At 28.0% G+C, this 20,218-nt stretch carries 20 protein-coding genes; 5 read left to right on the top strand and 15 right to left on the bottom strand.

Going from position 1 to position 20,218, the window contains the following annotated elements:
* Positions 1-9 precede the first annotated feature (9 nt).
* From QU666_RS05105 to QU666_RS05075, 7 genes are all read right to left on the bottom strand, one after another.
* Entirely contained in the window at positions 10-234 is a 225-nt protein-coding gene (locus tag QU666_RS05105; RefSeq protein ID WP_021768784.1) for a hypothetical protein, read from the bottom strand.
* The gene (locus tag QU666_RS05100; protein ID WP_021768785.1) at positions 212-823 is read right to left on the bottom strand and encodes a hypothetical protein; all 612 of its coding nucleotides are present in this window, start codon (positions 821-823) and stop codon (positions 212-214) included. The genes QU666_RS05105 and QU666_RS05100 overlap by 23 nt, the downstream gene beginning before the upstream one ends.
* Positions 824-936: 113 nt before the next feature.
* A complete protein-coding gene (locus QU666_RS05095) occupies positions 937-1,725 on the bottom strand; it encodes a ParA family protein (protein ID WP_021768786.1) in 789 nt (262 codons plus the stop codon).
* Between the two features lie 32 nt (positions 1,726-1,757).
* Positions 1,758-1,997 carry a hypothetical protein gene (locus tag QU666_RS05090; protein WP_021768787.1) on the bottom strand — a complete coding sequence of 80 codons (240 nt, stop codon included), beginning with the start codon at positions 1,995-1,997 and terminating at the stop codon, positions 1,758-1,760.
* Positions 1,994-2,788 (bottom strand): ATP-binding protein, encoded by a 795-nt coding sequence (locus QU666_RS05085; RefSeq protein WP_083378202.1) that lies wholly within the window; start codon positions 2,786-2,788, stop codon positions 1,994-1,996. Before QU666_RS05085 ends, QU666_RS05090 begins: the two co-directional genes overlap by 4 nt.
* On the bottom strand, positions 2,694-3,500 hold the full coding sequence (locus QU666_RS05080) for a hypothetical protein (protein WP_021768789.1): 807 nt from the start codon (positions 3,498-3,500) through the stop codon (positions 2,694-2,696). The genes QU666_RS05085 and QU666_RS05080 overlap by 95 nt, the downstream gene beginning before the upstream one ends.
* A 16-nt stretch (positions 3,501-3,516) precedes the next feature.
* Entirely contained in the window at positions 3,517-3,741 is a 225-nt protein-coding gene (locus tag QU666_RS05075; RefSeq protein ID WP_021768790.1) for a hypothetical protein, read from the bottom strand.
* Between the two features lie 177 nt (positions 3,742-3,918).
* Here QU666_RS05075 and QU666_RS05070 point away from each other — a divergent pair, with 177 nt between their 5' ends.
* The 3 genes from QU666_RS05070 to QU666_RS05065 all read left to right on the top strand — a co-directional run bounded on the left by QU666_RS05070 (position 3,919) and on the right by QU666_RS05065 (position 5,890).
* Positions 3,919-4,317: a helix-turn-helix domain-containing protein gene (locus QU666_RS05070; protein ID WP_051285795.1), complete on the top strand. Its 399-nt coding sequence runs from the start codon at positions 3,919-3,921 to the stop codon at positions 4,315-4,317.
* 110 nt (positions 4,318-4,427) lie between these two features.
* Positions 4,428-4,694, top strand: coding sequence for an ImmA/IrrE family metallo-endopeptidase (locus tag QU666_RS11780; protein ID WP_036070348.1), 267 nt, complete (start codon positions 4,428-4,430; stop codon positions 4,692-4,694).
* Between the two features lie 113 nt (positions 4,695-4,807).
* Positions 4,808-5,890, top strand: coding sequence for a tyrosine-type recombinase/integrase (locus QU666_RS05065; RefSeq protein ID WP_021768796.1), 1,083 nt, complete (start codon positions 4,808-4,810; stop codon positions 5,888-5,890).
* Positions 5,891-5,977: 87 nt separating this feature from the next.
* Here the strand turns inward: QU666_RS05065 and rlmD are convergent, their stop codons facing one another.
* Positions 5,978-7,408 carry a 23S rRNA (uracil(1939)-C(5))-methyltransferase RlmD gene (rlmD, locus tag QU666_RS05060; RefSeq protein ID WP_021768795.1) on the bottom strand — a complete coding sequence of 477 codons (1,431 nt, stop codon included), beginning with the start codon at positions 7,406-7,408 and terminating at the stop codon, positions 5,978-5,980.
* 30 nt (positions 7,409-7,438) lie between these two features.
* A complete protein-coding gene (locus tag QU666_RS05055; protein WP_021768794.1) occupies positions 7,439-8,587 on the bottom strand; it encodes a pyridoxal phosphate-dependent aminotransferase in 1,149 nt (382 codons plus the stop codon).
* Positions 8,588-8,739: 152 nt separating this feature from the next.
* Between QU666_RS05055 and QU666_RS05050 the strand changes: the two genes are divergently transcribed.
* Positions 8,740-9,492 carry a hypothetical protein gene (locus QU666_RS05050; protein WP_021768793.1) on the top strand — a complete coding sequence of 251 codons (753 nt, stop codon included), beginning with the start codon at positions 8,740-8,742 and terminating at the stop codon, positions 9,490-9,492.
* Positions 9,493-9,568: 76 nt separating this feature from the next.
* Here the strand turns inward: QU666_RS05050 and QU666_RS05045 are convergent, their stop codons facing one another.
* Positions 9,569-10,426: a histidinol-phosphatase HisJ family protein gene (locus tag QU666_RS05045; RefSeq protein ID WP_021768792.1), complete on the bottom strand. Its 858-nt coding sequence runs from the start codon at positions 10,424-10,426 to the stop codon at positions 9,569-9,571.
* A 202-nt stretch (positions 10,427-10,628) separates the two neighbouring features.
* Entirely contained in the window at positions 10,629-10,826 is a 198-nt protein-coding gene (locus QU666_RS05040; protein WP_015769847.1) for a cold-shock protein, read from the bottom strand.
* A 282-nt stretch (positions 10,827-11,108) separates the two neighbouring features.
* Between QU666_RS05040 and QU666_RS05035 the strand changes: the two genes are divergently transcribed.
* Positions 11,109-11,621: a hypothetical protein gene (locus QU666_RS05035; RefSeq protein WP_021768791.1), complete on the top strand. Its 513-nt coding sequence runs from the start codon at positions 11,109-11,111 to the stop codon at positions 11,619-11,621.
* 292 nt (positions 11,622-11,913) lie between these two features.
* On the opposite strand, the gene QU666_RS05030 is transcribed toward QU666_RS05035, so the two are convergent.
* The 4 genes from QU666_RS05030 to QU666_RS05015 all read right to left on the bottom strand — a co-directional run bounded on the left by QU666_RS05030 (position 11,914) and on the right by QU666_RS05015 (position 20,152).
* Positions 11,914-12,795 carry a hypothetical protein gene (locus tag QU666_RS05030; protein WP_021768278.1) on the bottom strand — a complete coding sequence of 294 codons (882 nt, stop codon included), beginning with the start codon at positions 12,793-12,795 and terminating at the stop codon, positions 11,914-11,916.
* A gap of 23 nt (positions 12,796-12,818) precedes the next feature.
* Positions 12,819-14,984 carry a hypothetical protein gene (locus QU666_RS05025; RefSeq protein ID WP_021768277.1) on the bottom strand — a complete coding sequence of 722 codons (2,166 nt, stop codon included), beginning with the start codon at positions 14,982-14,984 and terminating at the stop codon, positions 12,819-12,821.
* A 187-nt stretch (positions 14,985-15,171) separates the two neighbouring features.
* Positions 15,172-16,101: a hypothetical protein gene (locus QU666_RS05020; protein ID WP_304984874.1), complete on the bottom strand. Its 930-nt coding sequence runs from the start codon at positions 16,099-16,101 to the stop codon at positions 15,172-15,174.
* Between the two features lie 25 nt (positions 16,102-16,126).
* Complete coding sequence (locus QU666_RS05015; protein ID WP_021768980.1) at positions 16,127-20,152, bottom strand: PAAR-like protein; 4,026 nt, start codon at positions 20,150-20,152, stop codon at positions 16,127-16,129.
* Positions 20,153-20,218: the final 66 nt, after the last annotated feature.

Here is a 20,218-nt window from a genome sequence, read left to right as displayed (position 1 = left end):
TTTTAATTCTTAAATTCCAGCTAATTTTATATCAATACTTTCTATGTACATTGATACAGCTGTAAATCCAATCAATATCACTCCCATTACTCCACTTAATATAATTTTGATTACCAGATCTTCAGTTATAAAAAATGAAAACGCAAACATAATAGCCAACATATATCCTAAAACTCTGTCTATCAACTTATTTATAATTCTTTTTATCTTTTTACAATTCTTTTTCAAAATCATTATTTTCACCTTTCAGTTTCTTAATTTCAAATTCCCATTTTTCTATATTTTTGCGTGCTTTCTCAATTTTTTCACTTAATTTCTGTATTTTTTCATCAAAGTTAATTTCTGTTTCTTCCTTACCTTTTTTCTCTATTTCCTTAATTTTTTTAGCAGATTCAGCAGGATTTTCAAGAATTTCTACAATCTCCGCCTCTTCGAGCTTATCATTGTTTTTCTTTATATATTCCAATGTCCTAACACTCGCTTCTGCAATCGCAGGATTCCTATATTTTTCAAACTGTTCCCACCTATTAATTTCACGATAAACCATATTCTTATCAAGCCCTAATGAAGTAAACCAGGCTACAAATGTTCCTGTCCCGTGATTTGACAAAATCTCCTGAACTCTTTTCAACTTTCTCCCCATTTCAAGAGCCTTTTTTGCCATAAATTTCCCAATTTGCCGTATATCCTCCTCAGTCTGAGTTACTTCCCTTATAACCCTTTCATCAGTTATCTCATATTTATCAAAATCAAAATCGCTATGATAACTTTCAACTTCCATTTTCCGATTTTTATTAATATTTAACAGTTCCTGTCTATCCATAATACCTCCTATCAAAAAATTACTGACAATTCAAATAACTGTGATTTAATTTTTTACACAGTTATTAAATTGTCATTGTCCTATTGATTTTCCGACACGTGAGAAAATTCTTTCTATTCTTTATTTTTATAAACTTCATTATACAAAAATTCATTCACTAAATTTTTATAATCTATTGCCGCATTACTGCTCTTCTTAAAGCTAAATATATCTTTATGCTTTTCCATCGAATTTAATATATTTGCATCTTCTCTCACATAAATATCCGAATACATTTCTTTTAAAATCTCTTTCATTTCCAAATGTACTTTTTTAAACACTTTTGTATTTTCCTTCACTTGCACAAAAAATATTTTATAAAGTTTAATTTTCGGATTATCCATTTTTGAAATTTCCATCATTTCAAGTAAATCCCTAAGTCCATTCGTATCTATAAACGAAACTTTTGAAGGTGCAAAAACATAGTCTGCTACATTTAAAATCCCTTTGACTGTGTTATTCACAGTACCTTCTGTATCAATTACTATAAAGTCATATTCACTAAAGTTTTCAAAAAAATCCTTAAATATTTTCAGTTGCTCCTGTCCATTTTCATCCCCTTCCCTTTTGAAAAATTCATCAATTTGATTAAAGTAAATATTGCTGATTATTATATCCACTCCATTTTTTTCATTTATATACTTCTCCTTGTCTACCATTCCCAAACTGTCATAGCACTCCTTTAATGCTTCAAAAATCGTATTATCATTTTTTATGTTAAGATACGAAGCTATCGCTCCTCTTGGATCTGTATCAATTAATAAAACTTTTTTCCCTTTATTTTTTAGTGCATATGCAATATTTATTGCACTTACCGTCTTTCCTGCTCCACCTTTTGGATTTACTATACTTATTATTTTCATATTATTTCCTCCTGAATTTTTTTATTATAAATTCATTTTATTTCCATTTCTTCTAACTCTACAAGTGATTTTCTTAATTCTTTTATATATTTAACAAATCTAATTGGATCAACTACATAAAAGAAATTTTTCTGAGTTTCCTTCTTTTTAACTGCATAACCTATTGGCTCACCATCAATTAAAAGTGTTCCTTCTTGTAAATTTACCCTTACAAAATCTATTGATTCCCCTATTAAAGCCGCAACTTTTTCTAAGTCAACATTTGCACTCATTTTATTTTCCTCTCTTTCCAAAATTCTTCAAATAATTTTTTTCCTATTACCTTTCTTCTACTTTCCCACACAAATTCCAATGTATCCAATTTCTCACGAAATCTGTCTAACAATGCATCATTTCCCTGTGTATCCATAAAATCAGCAATTTCTTCCTTGCCTAAATTTGTTGATATAATAATACATTTTTCCTTTTCATAGAAAAAATTAAATATCGTATATAACTTTGACTTTCCCCAAGTTTCTGATATATTTTCTTTTCCCAAGTCATCTAGTATTATCAAATCCGCTTCAAGTAAGTCCTTAAAAACCTTTTCTTCAGTTAAATTATTAAAATTGCTGAAAGTTGACTGGATTCTTTGATAAATCCCATTCAAAGTCGTTCGGTAAACTTTATAATTATTTTTTAGCAACTCATTGAAAACACATAGACTGTAAAAACTTTTTCCAGTCCCTATCTCTCCACACAAATACAAACCTAGTCCTTTATCCTTAGCTTCTTTAAAATGTTCACAATAATACTCAAGTTTCTGTTTGATTACATTTTCTTCTTTCGATAATATTTCAGAATTTTCAAAAACATATTCTTTCCATCGGACTGGTAAACTTGAAATATTAAGAAAATATTCAATTTTTTTCCATAATTCCTGTTGTCTAAGTTGTCTACTTGCTTGTATTGTTTCTTTTAACTTTCCATCAGAATCCGTACTCTTTTTTTTCTCCTGCTGATTTTGGTTTTGATTTTGAAATTTTTTTATCCTGTTTTCTGCCAGTTGGCTTAACTTCATCATAATAAGCTCCTTCCATTATCTTTATAAACTTTTCCTCATTCAGAAAATCATCAAATGATATTTTCCAATTTGATTTATCAGTTCTTCCAAGTAAAAAATTTATATTCTTTATTTTAAACATTGTTTCTAAAATTTCCTCTTGAGTATATTTCTCAAGTAATTCAGACAATTTTTTCTTTCTGTTCTCCGTAAAAGATTTAATTAAACTTAATTCACATTCTTTTGCTAATTCATTCCACTTATCCATAAAGAGAGAATAAGTATTTAATAACTTAGTATTTAATTCTTTAGTACTTAATGTATTAGTCTTTAATTGTCCTTGTTTATCAATCTGCTGTTTTTTAGTTGATTGATAATCAGTAGGTTGATTTTTAACCTGCTGTTTATTAACTTTCTGTCTTTTATCTTCTGGTAGCGGATATTCATAAATATTATAGACATATTCAATTCGTTTAGTTTCAGATTCATTTGGTTTTATCATATCAATTCTTAAATATCCAAATATTTTCAGTTCTTTTAATGTTGTTTTTACAGCAAATTCATTTTCTTTACAGATAGACACTAATCCTGATAAAGAATAATCCCAATCTGGTGGAAGACTTAACATTACTGTTAACAATCCTTTTGCTTTCAAAGACATTTTCTTTTCTTTTAAATGAATATTTGAAATAATTGTAAAATTTTTATTTTTATTTATTCTAAATGTAGACATTTTTTATCCTTTCTAATTAATTTTGTTTTACGTTTTGCGTAACAAAATTAGTAAAAAAAATTTCAATAGGATTTTTTATCTCTAAAAATTTTACTAATTCATCCACTTCTCTTATTTCAAGTGCATTATTTTTTATTTTTCTTCTTAGTGTATTCTCTGTTATTTTAAGTCTTTTAGCTATATCTGATTGTTTTAATCCTTTAGATATATATGCAGCTTTAAAAAGATTTTTATTTATCATTTTACTTCTTCCCTCCCTTTTTTATATTTTATTACTTTTTACGTAATAAATATATCATATTTAAAAATATAAGTCAATACTTAAAACGTAATTTTTTGATTTTTTTTGTTAAAATTTATTGCATTATAAGAAAATTATAGTATAATAATAATAATAATAAATACTATGAGGTGTGATATGAAAAAAAATACTGAACTTTCAGATATTGAAATCGAACGAGCAAAAAAGTTAAAAGAAGCACGAGAAAAACAGGGTCTAAGTTTACAACAGGTTTCAGATAAATTAAAAAAGTATTCTACTTCTGTATCAGCTGCAACACTACAAAGATATGAAAGTGGTGAGATTTCAAGAATACCGATTAAAAGAATTACTGCCTTATCAAAAATATATAACACTACTCCTGAATATTTATTAGGATTTAAAGATGAGGATAACTCTATATCAAGAGATAACTTGACTAAACACAATATAGCATTTTTTAAAGATAAAGATATTAGCGATGAGGATAAAAAGAAAATGATTGACTTGATGCAAGAATTTTATTATAAGCAAAAATATGAAAATGAAGATAAATAATTTTGTAGGTGTATTGTATAATTAAGTGCAATGTCTAAATATATATAAAAAAATGTCCGATATAAGTAAAAACTATATATAATAAAAATATCTTATTATATTATTCACTTATGAAAAACTATATAAAAGAACAAATAAGAATTTTGATGCTTCTTCATAATACAAAAGATATACATTTCTTATGTAAGCACTATAAAATTCATATACTATACGGTAATTTTCTCTTTAAAGGAGCTTTTTTTATTGATAAAAATAATAAAGACTTTATTTTTTTGAAAAAAGGATTATCTTCTCAAGAAGAAATCGATATTTTAATACATGAATTTGGACATTTTATATTACATAAGCAATATCTATTAAGTCGGAGAAGCAGATAAATACAATGATTTAATGGAAAAAGAAGCCAAGTCATTCATAAAATATTTTAAAGAATATAAACTGAAATAACATTTAAATTTATTTTGGTTAATTATAATTAAGAGGAATTAATATGGGTAGAAAAAAAAGAAGAACTCGAAAATTAAATGGTGCAGGTTCAATTACTAAATTATCTGGAAAAAGAAATAAGCCTTGGATGGTTAGAACCCCAGGAGAAATCCAAATTGATGGTACAATAAAAAGAACAGTTCTTGGTTATTATACCACATCAGAAGAAGCTGAAATTGCTCTTGCCAAGTATAAAATAATGCCATTTAATATCGATGAGAAAAATACTACATTAAATGATTTATGGAAAATATGGTATGAAAAAAAACAAGCCGAAGTTACAAAAAGATCTCATGAGAGATACTATAAATCCTATAACTTATATTTGTCACATTTAAAAAATAAACCTATAAGAGAGTTGACATATCATGAATTACAACAAGCTATCTCAGTTCCTGTTAAAGGAACATCAAAATATTTAAAAACTTTATTGAACAAAATATACAAAATGGCTATGAAAAATAATATAGTTGATAAAGATATTTCTGAATTATTGGAAATTAGCCAGAAAAAATCTGTAACTAGACCTGTTAAAGTTATTGATATTAAAACCATTAAAAAAATTAGAAAATATTCTAATGAAAATAATTGTACAAATAAGTTAAAAAAAATAGCAGATATGACTTTAATAATGTTGTATACTGGTATGCGATCTGGAGAAATCAGAAGCATTAAAAAAGAAAATATTTTTTTTAATGAAAATTATATGATTGGAGGGATAAAAACAGAAGCAGGAAAAGATAGAATTATTCCAATACATCCTAAAATAAAAGATTTAATTATTTTCTATTATAATGAATTTCCTAATAAGGATTTTTTATTTTCACAAACCAAGTCTAAAAAAGCCTTTTCAGAAGTTACTTTTGTAAATAATTTTATTGAATTTCGAAATTTATTAAACTTTACTAATAATAGACATGCTTGTCGTCATACATTTATTACAGAATTAAAAAAATTAAATGTTACGGAAAGTAAAATTAAACGAATAGTAGGACATAAATCATTAGACGTTACTGATGGAGTTTACACTCATTATAGTCCTCAAGATTTATTAATTGAAGTAAAAAAACTGGACTATGGTGACTAATTTATTTGTTACCAATTTGTTACCAGTAGTCCTATTTTATCTCCATTTTTCTCAATTTATTTCAATTCAAAAGCCCCAATAAACCCTTTAAATATCGGATTTTTCTAACAACCCTACTACCTCAATGTGAGGAGTAACCGGGAACATATCCACCACCGAACACCTAACCAGCCTGTACCCAAATTCCTCAAACTTCATCAAATCTGTCATCAAAGTTTTTGGATTGCAAGACACATAAATAATATTTTTGGTATTGTATTTTACCAGCTTTGTTATAGTTTTTTCACCTACTCCAGCACGTGGCGGATCCAAAATTAAAATATCTGGCTTGATTCCATCATTATCAAACTCATCCAATTTTGCAAAAACATCTCCTGCGATAAAATGTGCATTCTGAATATTATTTAATTTTGCATTTTCATTGGCTTTTTCTACCGCCTCTGGCACTAATTCGATTCCATAAACCTGCTTTGCCTTTTTTGAAACAATTTGCCCAATTGTACCAGTACCACTAAATAAATCAAAAACTATTGCTTCATCAATTTTAATATTTTCAATTTCTTCAAGATATGTTAAGACTTTTCCATATAATTTTTCGACTGTCTGGGAATTTGTCTGGAAAAAGCTGTATGGACTGATTTTAAATTTTAATCCAAAAATTTCCTCTGTCAAATCACGTTCTCCATACAAAATCGTTTCACTTTCGGAAATAACCATATCCGAAAAATTATCATTAAATGTGTGTAAAATTCCCGTAATTTTAAAACCATCATCTAAATTTAAAGCTAACAATCCTCCCTTAAATTCCTTTTGAAATTTTTCCTTTTCTATCTCACTAATTTGCGTCGTTGTTACAATATTTACCAAAATCTGTTTTGTGAATTCTGCTTTTCTAATTACAAGATTTCTAAAAAAACCTATATGATCTAGCCTATGATAAAAATCAAAACCTGTCTTTTTACAAAATTCATTACAAAAAACATAAATTTTATTAAAATTATCATCCATTAATTTTAACCCATCAACTTCTACAATGTCGTGAAAGCTATTTTGCTTATGAAGCCCTAAAATTATAGGCCCTCCTTTTGCAGCATTTCCAAAGCTAAATTCCATCTTGTTTCTATATTTATCAGGCTTTACACTTCTAACAGGCTCTTCAAAAATATAATCATACTTAATAATCCTGTCTAAATCTTTTTTTATATACCCTGCCTTTATTTCAAGCTGTTCATCATACGTGTAGTACTGGTAGTTACATCCGCCATTTTGCCTTTCAATATCATCATAAATCGCATTTTGTCTCCCAGCAAAGTCAATAATTTTACAATGTATCAGCTCATACTTTCTCCGTCTTTTTACAAAAATTCCCTCAACAACTTGATTTTCTGCAGCATTAATATTCACATAAATTTTATTTTCATCAAAAAAGCCATAGGCTCTGCCCTTAGTATCGAGATTTACAATTTTTAACTGTATCAAGTCTCCTTTTTTCAAACTTTTCTTTTCCGTTTTTTCCATTAATTTCTCCAATTTTCTAAATTATCATTTTTACTTCTCTTTTATATACTTTTCCAACCTCTTTATAGCCTCTTCCAATACTGGAATATCATGCACAATTGAAAATCTTACATATCCTTCCACTTGAAATGTAATTCCAGGCACAATCGCAAGTTCCGTCTTTTCAAGTAAATCAAGCACAAAATCAAATGATTTCATATTTTTAAATTTTTCAATATTCTTATAAGTTGCAAAAACATAAAATGCCCCTTTAGGTTTTAAACATTCAAAACCTAATTTTTCTATCCCATTTACAAAATATTCCACTCTTTTTTTATAAATTTCAGAAATTTTCGTTGTATCGGAACATTTATCAAGGGCTGCAATCGCTCCATATTGTGACAATGTTGATGCGCTTGTCACGTTATACTGACTGACTTTCTTCACTTGGTTCTGTAATTTTTCATCGGCAATAATATAGCCTAGTCTGTAACCTGTCATTGAATGTGATTTTGAAAATCCATTAATTATAATGAGCTGTTCCTTCAATTCATCAGAAAATTTTGCAAAGGAAGTAAATTTCTCAAAAGTAATCGCTGCATAAATTTCATCACTTATCAAATAAATATTTTTATCTTTCAAAAATTTGACAATTTTAACCATTTCTTCTTCTGCAAGCGTAATTCCAGATGGATTATTTGGATATGTCAAAATTATTAATTTAGTCTTATCAGTAATATTTTTTTCTAAAATTTCTTTTGTCAAAACAAAATTATTTTCTTCCAAATCAACAAATTTAGTTTTAGCCTCAGAAATCGTAATTAATGGCTCATATCCCACATACGCAGGCGTCGGAATAATTACTTCGTCATCTTTTGCTAAAATAGTTTTCAAAACCGAAGCAAGCCCTTCTGTAGAACCAACTGTGACCAAAACATTTTGAGCATTATAATTTCCCAAAAACTGCTCATTGTAGTATTTGGCAATTTTTTCTCTTAATTCTGGCATCCCTCCTACAGGAGAATATTTTATTCTACTATTTAAGGCATGATACGCCACAGCCTCTTTAATTTCCTGCGGAACATCAATATCAGGCTCCCCAATTGTCATATTTATCACATTTTTATAGTTTACCAGTCTTTCATGAATTTTTCTAATATCAGAAATTTCAATTCCTTCAATAATTGGATTTATATACATTTAAAAACCTTCTTTCTTACTTTATATTTCAGATTTATAACCAATTATATCATATTTTCAGTTTATTTTATAATTTTTATTAAATTTTCCATTGTCATTTTACACTTTTTTTGATAAAATTAAGATGTAAATTTAATTTGAAAGGAAATAAAATGGATAATAAAAATCAGCAAATAATTGATGCTAATATGATAATCAAGATTATTTATAAAAATAAAACTTTAATTGCTTTAACTGCAATAATAGTCGTAATACTTTCTACAGCTTTTGTCTTTGTAAATAAATCTTTTAAATCAGATATTACCCTTTATGGTAATGATAAAGTTCTTACTGAAATTGGAGAAAATTCACAATTTTCACTAAACTCTTTTGATTTCTACTCTTACTTGAAAAAAAATTCAAAAACTTTGAGAAATATAAATTTGCCAGAGGATAAGTTTTTTAAAGAAATGTCAACAAGATTAACAGCACAGTCTGAAAATAACGATCCCACAGTAAAGGTAAAATTTACTACAAATAACAAAGCAGAAGGTGAAAATTTCGCAAAAGAATATCCATCACTTGCTCAAGGCTATTTGCTTGAAAGAAAAAATAACTTTCTTAATACACAAATAAAATTATTAGAACAACAATATAACTTTTTAACACAAAACATTGATGTGCGAACTACAAAAGATTCGTTAACAGACACATTAATATCAAGACTTGCATATTATCGTTTATTAAAAAATGATTCAAACCCAGTTGTTAAATATGTAAATTCAACAACAAAACCTGCATTGAATAAAAAGTTAGTTATAGCTGGTTCATTATTCTTAGGATTATTTTTAGGAATTTTGATTGCCTTTATAAAAGAATTTTCTACTACATTAGATTGGGAAGATATTAAAAAAAGACGAAATTAACAAAACTAAAGGGATTATCTCATACTTTGAGGCAATCCCTATTTTTATTTTTTACTAATTTCAATTACTAAAATTGTTAACCTATTTCAACCATCTTTCTCTTTCTTTTATCAAAAGTTACCATTTCAGTAATTCCAAATTTCTTTGCATATTCACCAGCTTCTTTTATTTTCATTCCAACATGTTCAGAATAATGCGAATCACTTGACAAAATCACAGGAATATTATATTTTTTCACATACTCCATAAAATCTCTATACGGTGTGATTTCCTTAATCGGATACCGATAAAACGTTCCCGTATTTATATCCACAACCATATCATTTTTTTTCAAGCATTTAGCCGTACGTTCAAGTAAATTATCAACATCTTTTTTTTCTGGAATATTTTTAAATAATCTCAAGTTAAACGGATGCCCTAAAATATCATACATTCCTGTATTTGCCACATCCTCAATCTCTTTTGCATAATCTTTCCAAATCTGCACCAAATTCTCATCTGTAAATTTATGCCTCAAAGCACTAAAATCAAATCCCCAGCCCTTAATAAAATGTATTGAAACAATCAGATAGTCAAAATCATATTTAGACAATATTTCCTTAACTTTCTCCTGATTTTTAAAATTACACACTTCAATCCCAAACTTTACTGGATATCCCTTTGATTTCAATTTATCTATAAAATCTCTGTATTCATCCAATGTATGGACAAATTTTGTTTTCTGCTCAAGCCATTTTTTCTGAAACTTCCCAGTTTCACTCTCATCCAAAATCAGCTCATTATAATACAAATCCTTAAATTCCTTAAATCCATGAGTGTGTTCCGTTATTCCTATTTCAAAAAGCCCCATTTCCTTTGCCTTTTCAAAAAACGGATTTACATAATCCTCATCATAACTCCCATATTCAAAATGCATGTGATAATCCACTAACATAATATTCCCTCTCTTTCTATACAATTAATTTCTTTAATTTTGAACTTATACAGTTAAGTTTAATTAACTAATTATAAATTTTAAGTCCATATTTAAAGAGTTTTATTATATTTTAAAATAAAATCACATATAAAGAAAAAAGCCATTCCAAAATTTATTATTTTGAAACAGCCTTTCTTTAAACAAAAAATTAATTAATCGATTATTGAGAAATTACATTTGTTGCTTGAGGTCCTTTTGGTCCTTCTTCTACATCAAAGCTTACTTCTTCACCTTCGTTAACTGTTTTGAATCCTTCTTTATTGATTTTTGAGAAATGCAAGAAATAATCATTTCCATCTTCTCCTGAAATAAATCCGAATCCTTTTTTGTCGTTAAACCATTTTACTTTACCTAACAAAGTATTACCTCCTAAAATTTTATACCTCAAACAACTGTTACTGTTACAAATATATATTTTTTGTTACACTTACTTGCTTTTGGTTATCTGCAATTATTATACCACACTTTTTCAAAAAATCATAGCCCTTTTTTTCAAAATTTTAATTTGTTTTAAGCAAATATTATAAAATATTTCTTAAGTATAATTTTTAACAAATATTTATCATTACAACCCTTGTAATTTATCCAAAAACAATATAAAATATATATTAAGAATTAACTGAAAAGGACGTGGTAATTTATGAATTTAAAAAAACAAATATTAATCAGTTCATTTGCAATATTGACAATAATGAGCTGTGGAAAAAAAGAAGCGGTTCAAAATGAAGATCAGGATGAAATTCAAATTGAACAGCAAAGTGCTGATGCTACAACTAATAATACTCAGTCTAACCCAAAGGAAGCACAGCCAGTTGTAGAATCTTCTGAAGCTATTGACGAAAACGCTAATAATCAGCCTCCTTCTCAAGTAAAACCTGAAGAAGTAAAAACTAGCCATACTTTACAGCATGTAGACAAACTTATTGGTAAGGAAATCCCAATGGAAGATAGAATTCTAGTCTTTTCTAAAGAAAATAACCAATATAAAATAACTTACAAAGGTGAATCTGAAAATGGAATGCAAGTAGATACCAAAAATCTGACTTTTAATGAAAAGAACGACAGTTTAACAGATGGAACATATACATTTAAGCTAAACAAGAATAAATTAGGTTTATATTCTGGAAATCAATTTATATTCACAGTCGATTAATTCCATTAAAATTAATTTTTAGAAATACACTCGAGCAGGTAAATTATATATTTAACTGTCTGAGTGTTTTTTATATTCATTTTTTAAAATTATACTCAAACCTATTTAAAATTAAACTATAAAAATTATATAAATTTAGGGTTTTAGTAAAATAATCATAACTTCTAAGTTAAGTTTTAAAACAGTTTTACTATAGAAAAGTATTGTAAACTTTTTTATAAGCTTTAGTGTTTCATTTAGTTATCTAACTACATCTTTTGAAATTAAAGTTACACTTGTAAAATTTAACTTTTTATTCAATGGTAATTTTCCTTGGAACAACTCTCTTTTTCTGAATAATTTCCCTATCTTTTCCCAAATTATCCAAAATTTTAACTAGATATTGGTAAAGCTCTTCATTACTATAATTTTTCTGTTCCATCTCCAATTTTAAATTAATATAGGCAATTATAATATCTCTTTCCACACTTTCATTTAAACAATTTACATAAAAATTTACATCATAAATATCTAAATTTGTTTTTTTGGAAGCCTCTTTACCAAATAATTCCAAAATTTTAGGATGAAGTGTCCCTAATTCATGTTTTGAAGAATATTTTGTATTTATCAGTTCCAGCAAGTTAAAATCACGCCTTAAATCTTTAAAGCTATTGTAATCATTTCTAAGTTCTGCTCCAACTCTTGTAATAAATCTCGTTATTTCAATTTCTCCGATTTTTTTTCTCCCAGTATTTTCAACATTTTCATAATTTATTTCTAATTGATTGTATAAATCAAATCCCGTTTCAACATCATCTTCATTTTTTATTTCAACATTTTCTCCATTATTTAAAATTTCTAATGAAAAATCTGCACTTCTAACATAAAATTTTCTTTTCTGAAAATCTGAAAATAGATTTAATTTCAAAATATATCTATTCTCAATCTCAGGCATATCAAATTTATAATCTTCATTCATCCAAAAAATTTTACCGCCATATTTCACAATTCCTTTTGTTACTGTCACTTGTTTGCTTTCTGCATCTGTAAAAAGATTAAATCCCGAAATTATCCCGTCTTTTCTATCCAGATATAATAGTTCTGTCAATTCTACGGGATTATCCCTCAATAAATCAAGTGCCTGCTTACTTATCACCTGCCCATGCCCAAATATTGGATACTTATTCTCAATCATCTTTCCCCCATTTTTTTATCTTACTAATTTTTATTAATTTCAACTTGTAAATTTTTCAAATTTCCTGCAAAAGTTATATTTAACTGGCAAATACCATTATCCACATCAATTATATGGGATAAGTCATCCCCTTTTTGCATAATTCCATTTACAAATTTTGTATCTTTTAACCAGACTGATTTTTGACTTTCAGGATTTGTGCTGAAAAACATATTTAACTTATCTTCCTTAAAGTCTGTCGTTGTAAATCTTAACGTTCTTTCAATATACGTCGTTGTAAGCGTCTTATAAAGCGGTTCATAGCCTCCATCCAGATTTTTTAACAAAGTTCTTGCTTTATACACAACTATATTCCGTATTTTTTCACGTGCTACATTTGCATTATCTGATGAAAATACAAATCCATAGTTAAATTGATTTATTCTATCCTTTATTGTATTTGTAAATCCTGATATTTCCTTAGACATTGTTGTTTTTGTATGATAAGAATTGTCTTTTTCCTCAATATCAAAACGTACTCCCGGATATTGCGGAGATACGTTTGCAAACCTTTCCTTTAGGTAATTTGGACATTGTGTGGCACCAATTATCCCAGCCGCCACATAAGCCGCATCAACATACACACCTTCTATCCAGAATTTTAACAAATCTTCCTGTTCTTTTGAAAGTGATACCCCTGTTTCTTCTTCAAATTTCATTTTATAATCCAGCATAACACCTGATTTATCCTTTGGAATTATAGTAAAATTAGGAATTACTGGTATTAAATATTCAGAATATTTTTGATTTTCCAACATTTGAGTCTTTTCAATATATTTATCCACACCCATTGTAGCAAGATTGTCAAACGAAGTTTCAGGCTTCCCTTCAAAATTAAAAAATACTTGAACTCTATATTCTGCCAGCACAGTCATTAAATTTGTCAAAACTTCAACTGTATTTTTCTCAGTTTTCTCATCTTTTTTACTCCCCATAAATCTTTCACGAACTTTTTTCTCAGATTTTTTCATCTCCAAATCAACATTCGGATAAATACCAAACCATACTGTATTGTCAAAATCATTCTTTTCATTAGTTGTGTTCAAAAATGCTCTCAATTTCTCTTTATTTCCAGCCTTTACAATCATTTCAGGCTTTACATTTGTAATCAAAAGCATTGGTTTCATAAGCCCCATTCTCACATCATACTGCTCAAAAAACATTTTCACACCCAATATTTTTTCTATCAGAGGTTTCGCAATTTTTATAAAATCCTCCTGTGCCGATTTATAAAACGCCAAATAATTGTTATAATTTTCAACTTCCTGCTCAGGATTAACATCCACAAATGTCTTTGCAAGCGGCACAAATGTTCTGACAACTAAATCGCTAATATATTTATTCGGCTCATCTGTCACATTTTCATAGTCATCCCTAAAAGCCTCAACTAGAGCCGTCGTATTTTTCTCTTCAATCATTGCAAGAGCCGTCTGATTTTCCTGCTTATACTCAATTACTTCAAGCTCCCCTTTTTCTCCCACTTGAAGCATTCCAAGCTTTATTTTCTCTGACTTAAAATTATTCGTATCACTTCCGATTAAAAGCCGCGTTTTTATGTCTTCAATCGCAAGTGGCAACATTCCAAGCACATTACTGTAATTTTCTGAAGCCTCCTCAAATTTTGAGTTAAGTTTATCCCCTAATTCCAGTTTTTTAGGATTCTCATCATCCAGTTCTTCGTATTTCTGATAAATATACGCAATCTCTTTTCTCGTCTGCTTAATATCCTCGATAACCTTTTTCGGTGAAATTAACTCCAAAATATTTTCAAACTTAAAATCCACATTCCTGTTTCCTTGCGACTTTCTAGCCTCAATCAAAGTACTAAGCATCTTAAAAAACGTATTCCCATTATTAATCTTAATTTCTGTCACAAGATCCTCAGGCACTCCTTCCGGCTTTTTCAAAATATACTTAATGCTCTGACTCTCTGCATCAAAATAACTGTACACCTTTGGATCAAATTTTTCCAGAAACTCCTCAAAGCTTCCAACCAAAAGATGCCTGTTAATCTCAATAACATTCTCATCATCCAACGAATCCATATCCCTCGCATCATTAATAATGGTCAATATATCCATTTTCTCTGGATTAATTTCCTCAAATAAAATCGTTCGATTAGTCTGATTTATAACATTCTTATTCCCCATTTTTCCTTTAAAGTTATTCTTAGAATTATATAAAATTAATTACTGGCTATCAACTTTTTGCAATTCATTTAAACTACTTTTATACAATATTCCAAATAACTTTATTTTCCCCCTTCTTTTATTTTTAATTTATTTTTAATTATTATAATAATACACTATAATTAAATTTTTGTCAATATCATTATTTTCAATTTACATCATATATTTTAACTTCGTTCAAATTTTCAAGCGAATATTCGTATATTTTACCATCATCATAAATATAAAATGTTCCTTTATAAATTGCTATATCTGTATTTTTATAATCTTTAATTTTTATCTCCTTTAATATTTTTTTATTTTTGTCTATTATCACTATTTTGTTATTTTTCAACAAATAAATAAATCCAAAAATACTATCCGCTTCATTTTCAAAAACTTTATTATTTCGATTTCCTTCTCTAGCTAGCCATTCTTCTTCTGAAATCCCTTCCATCTTTGACAATTTATCCAAAACATTATCAACACTTATTAAATTGTATTTTTTATCAATTTCATAATTTCCGAATTCTAAATTATATGTTAAATATCTTAATACAATTTCAATATCTTCAATATTAAAATTTTTTTCTAATATTTGATAAAGCTGTTTTTCTTTAGGATGTATTTTTTCTTTATATCTTTCAATATAATTCCCAAATATTGATAATAACATATTATTTGTATATCCATTATCTGCCAATAATAATGGAATTTCTTTTTTTCTCATTTCAATTAATAATTTCATCATTTGAACAACTTTTTCTTCTTGAGTTAAATTTTTAAATTCTTGTAATTCAAAATCAATTTTATAATTTTGAAAATTTTTTTCTTTCAAATGAATATACTTATCCAGTTCTCTATTTTTAGTATTTATTGAAGATATTTTCAAATATTCATTAATCATATCCCAATAAGAATACTCACTATTAAATTTTTCAAGATTAATGTATTTTTTTTCACTATAACTTTTATTTTCCACTTTTTGTTTCTCCTCTTTTACAAAGTTTGCTTTTCCATCATATTTTTGTATATCTTCTTTGTTTTTAGCTTGACAAGCAACTAATAAAAACAATAAAATCCATATTTTATTCTTCATTTCGTCTCCCATAAAATCACTTTATTTATTTTTTAAATTCATTTGACACTTTCAGCTTAAATTTTCTTAATACTTCGTGATTTTTAAGTTTTTTCCCTTCTATTTGACTAGTATATTTTATAATTTTTTCCATAAACTTAAAAGATTCTGACTTGCCACATCTATGCAATAATCCATCTTTATAATAGCTTTTAGCGATTATTAAACAGCCAACTGAACTTCCCCTGCTTGTGCCAGGATGAATTAAAATCCACCTTTCCTCATGAATTAACACTTTTTTATTCAATATTTTATGAAACATACCCCTATTATCCTGTTGATGATTATATACTCCTATTGCCCAGTAATTTCGAGGATCTTCTCTATAATGCCACCTTAATTCATGTGTCCCTGCAATTATTCTTTTTTTTCTTAACATTTCAACTGTATCAGGCCCTTCTCTTTCGATAATATAGCCATTATATCCTTCTACTTTTTTACCACTTGGATCTAATATACTAAATTCAGATAAAGTTGATAATTTTGTTTCTTCTATTCGTCTGACACTTATTGTATAATATCCTTGTACTCCAGTATGCGGACATGTTTTACAACTTGTAACTGTTTGGAAACTTTTAGTATTATTTTGACTCTTAGCATTGCTTTCGACTTTTGTATTCTTAGTAACAGATTTTGCAGTACTAGATTTTGAATTCAAAATATTTGACCGATATTTAGCTGTATCCTCTTTTATTTCCATTTTAGAAGTATTATCAGTTTTTTTCTGTGCAGTATTATTAGATTTTGATGAACTATGAGTCTCATCCCACACCCCTTGACTGAATGGACATACTGCCACACTTCTCCCATTTTTTCTTATTCCATTTAAAATATCATTTGCAGTTGGAGCGTGTTTTATAGATGTATAAAGCATTTTCCCAATTCCAATCCAATTTGCTACATCTGATGATTTTATTCTTTGTTTTGGAATTGTTTTTGTCTGTCTTACATTGCTTTGTATTTTATAGTTCTGCAATTTTATCTGTCCCGTATTTGTGGTATTTATATCGTTATTTAATTCTGATTCGATTAATCTTTTGGAATTTTCTGTTATAGTCAGATTTCCAGCCCGCATTAAATAACCATAAGTTATTACTGGAAGCATTTTTGCAGAATAAAAATTTTTTCTTTCATAATCACATAGGCTTAATCCGTGATTTTTTACTACTCCTTTTGTATCAAATTTAGGTGCTGATTTTTGTTTTGTTCTTTTATATGCTTCTTTAAAAGCAGAAAATATCCTTTGCCTTAAATATTTTTCCTTTTCTGAAGTAATTTCCTGATTTGCAATTTGCATTTTTGCCTTATTTTTCATTATGAAATTTTCTTTATCTTTCTTTTCGGAATCAGTTAATTTTCTCATTCCAAGCATATTTTTTACATCTTTTGTAAAGTAAGAACGCATATCATTCGTTGCTCCAGCTTTATATTTTTTCCATTTAGCATATTTCTGTGCCTCTTTTTTTAGTTGCGTCTGCATAAAATTATTATTTATATCACTGCAAATATTTATCAGCAATCCGTATTGACAATCTGCATCTCTTACTGCTTCTTTAACTTCTTTAGTTTTGGTAACTGCTGTTCCGACTTCTTTTTGTCCAGCATCATCAATACTTATGATTCCACCGTGCATGCATTGTATAGTAGAAATATCCAGTAATGCAGGCCTATCTCTTACTTTCACATCTGTATTTTTCTCCCATGTCCCTATTAATGCAGGCTGGCAAGTTCCAATAGCACTACACGATTTAAAAGGCTGAATATTTGTGTCATTTATATTTGCCTGTTTTGCTCCTCTAAGCATAACTCTATCTTCATTTATTATTAACCTGCTTATATCCTTTCCAAGCGTACACTTTAACATGCAGTTAGTATTTACAAACAATTCTCCAGTAGGATTTATAATATTCTGCAAATCATAAAATGATTTATAAAACGAATACAAGTCCATTGAATCAATATTTGATGCATAATCTCGCAATTCTTTGCTATCTTTAAATAATCCCAAAACAATGCCTTTATCCTTTTCAAAGTCCAAATTATCCCTATAATTTTCGTAAACTTCATCTATCAAATTACTTATTTGCCTAATATTCGGTACTTTTATTGCTGATTTTGAAGTTATCCAGTCATTAAGAACAGTTGTCACTCTTATATCTTTTCCAATTTTTTCAAGTCTGTCAAATAGACCCATTTCGCTTTTTGAAGGCAAATCTATTCCCTTCTGTTTTTTTATATACCATAACAAGTAATTTCTAACTATGTTACTATCTCTGTATTTGTGGTTATCAAAATACTTAATTTCATTTTCTTCCTTAAATCCAGTCTGAACCTTCAAAAATTCAATTATTATATTATCAATCAGCCTTCTTGACAAAGGAAATTGCCTAACTCCGTTTTCATCCATCAAATAACTTTTTTCGTATTCCAACTCATTTTCTCCAAGTTCTCGTATCAAATTTTCACACCTTGTCTTTTGCAATTCTGATGGTTGTTTTTTATTAACTTTTATAACAATTTCATCAATATCCTTTGTTCCTTGCATGTATTTATCATATTTTTCAGGTAATTGATTTTTTTCAATCTTAACTTCCTCATCTTTCACATGTATCTGAATCACACCCTGTATTTTATCCACATAATCATTTTGCTTCTTAAATTTATTTACAGGCTTTTTATCAGGAAACTTAACATATTTTGCTGAATATTGACTAAGCACGTATTCCAGCGACTCTATGCTAGTTTTATTTGGAATAGGGTACGAATAAATATAATAAACTATATCCTGTATCCGTAAAACTTCATTATTCTCCTCTCTTCCCCTCAAAACATCAAACCCATGCTGTCTTATTACATTCCCAATGTTTTCGTTGTCTTTTGTTGCCTCATCATACATTTTCAAAATAATATTTATATCTTCCTTATTTTCTTCCAGTACCTTTTTTCCAGTCTTAGTTTCCAAATATTTTACATAATCCTGATTATAAAGATTTTCATCTTGAAATTTAGCCTGCAGTCTCTTTAGAATAGACTCTTCAGGATTTACAAAGGCTAATTCAGGAGCTTTTCCATTTTCAGATCTGTCTCTTTTATACTCTTCGCTATCCCAAACTTCCTCAAATTTTTGTCCATTAAATGTGAATACTCCCACTTTGCTGGTATTTTCAACATTTTCTATTTTTGTATTATTTGAGGTTGAAACAGGTTTTTGCATTTGTACTGATTTTGATTGAGAATTATTTGAAACATTATTTTTAGGTTTCTGCTGAACTGCAGCCTGTTTATTTATATTTTTATTATCAGTCTGAGTATGATTTTTCTCCACAACTTTATGCCCAACTTCGCAATTATCCTTGAATCCAATAATCACTGATAAATCATGTCCTGTTAAATTTTCAGCATAAAGCAGAGAAGGCATAGAATTTCCATCTACTGGTATTCCCCATACTCCTTTAAAGTTATTTTCTAAAGCATTAGACATTGCACCTTGTCCACATAAATGTGAGGCAGCAAGCATTCCAGATGATGTAAGCAAAAAACTTTTCCCTCTTAAGTCTTCTGCTTTATATCCCTGATTTCTTTTTTTCATTATTATTGTTTTTACTTTTGTTTCAGAAGCAGTTACTTTTCCTGGTGCTTTGTAAACTGCATTTTTAGGAACTGCTATATTTTTACAAATTTTATCCTTATGTTTTTTCAAAGTTGCCCATCTCATTTTTACAGAACGCATAATTACTTCATCTTGTGCTGCTGGAGTATTCAAAAAACTTTGTTTTCCTGTTAACTTCCATTTTGTGGCACCTTCACCAATAAATCTGGCATTTGCCCAAGTTGATCCTTTTGGAAGCCATCCCATATCCATCAAAACATCTGTTCCTATTTGATATTTTCCAATATAGTATTTTTGGTCTGCTAAATCATATTTTCCTCCACTTTCCAGCTTAGCTAATTTTTCAAAAAATTCAACCGCACTATCCCCAATATCTACCCCATTAAATTTCCTGTTTATCACAATTAATTTCCCCCTTTTAATTCTATAATTTTCCTAAAATTAACTTTATCAATTCAAATGAAACTA

This window comes from Leptotrichia sp. HMT-225 (genome assembly GCF_030644325.1).
Classification (GTDB): domain Bacteria; phylum Fusobacteriota; class Fusobacteriia; order Fusobacteriales; family Leptotrichiaceae; genus Leptotrichia; species Leptotrichia massiliensis.
Note: the sequence above shows the minus strand (reverse complement) of the source record. Positions and strands in the feature narration are given on the sequence as shown.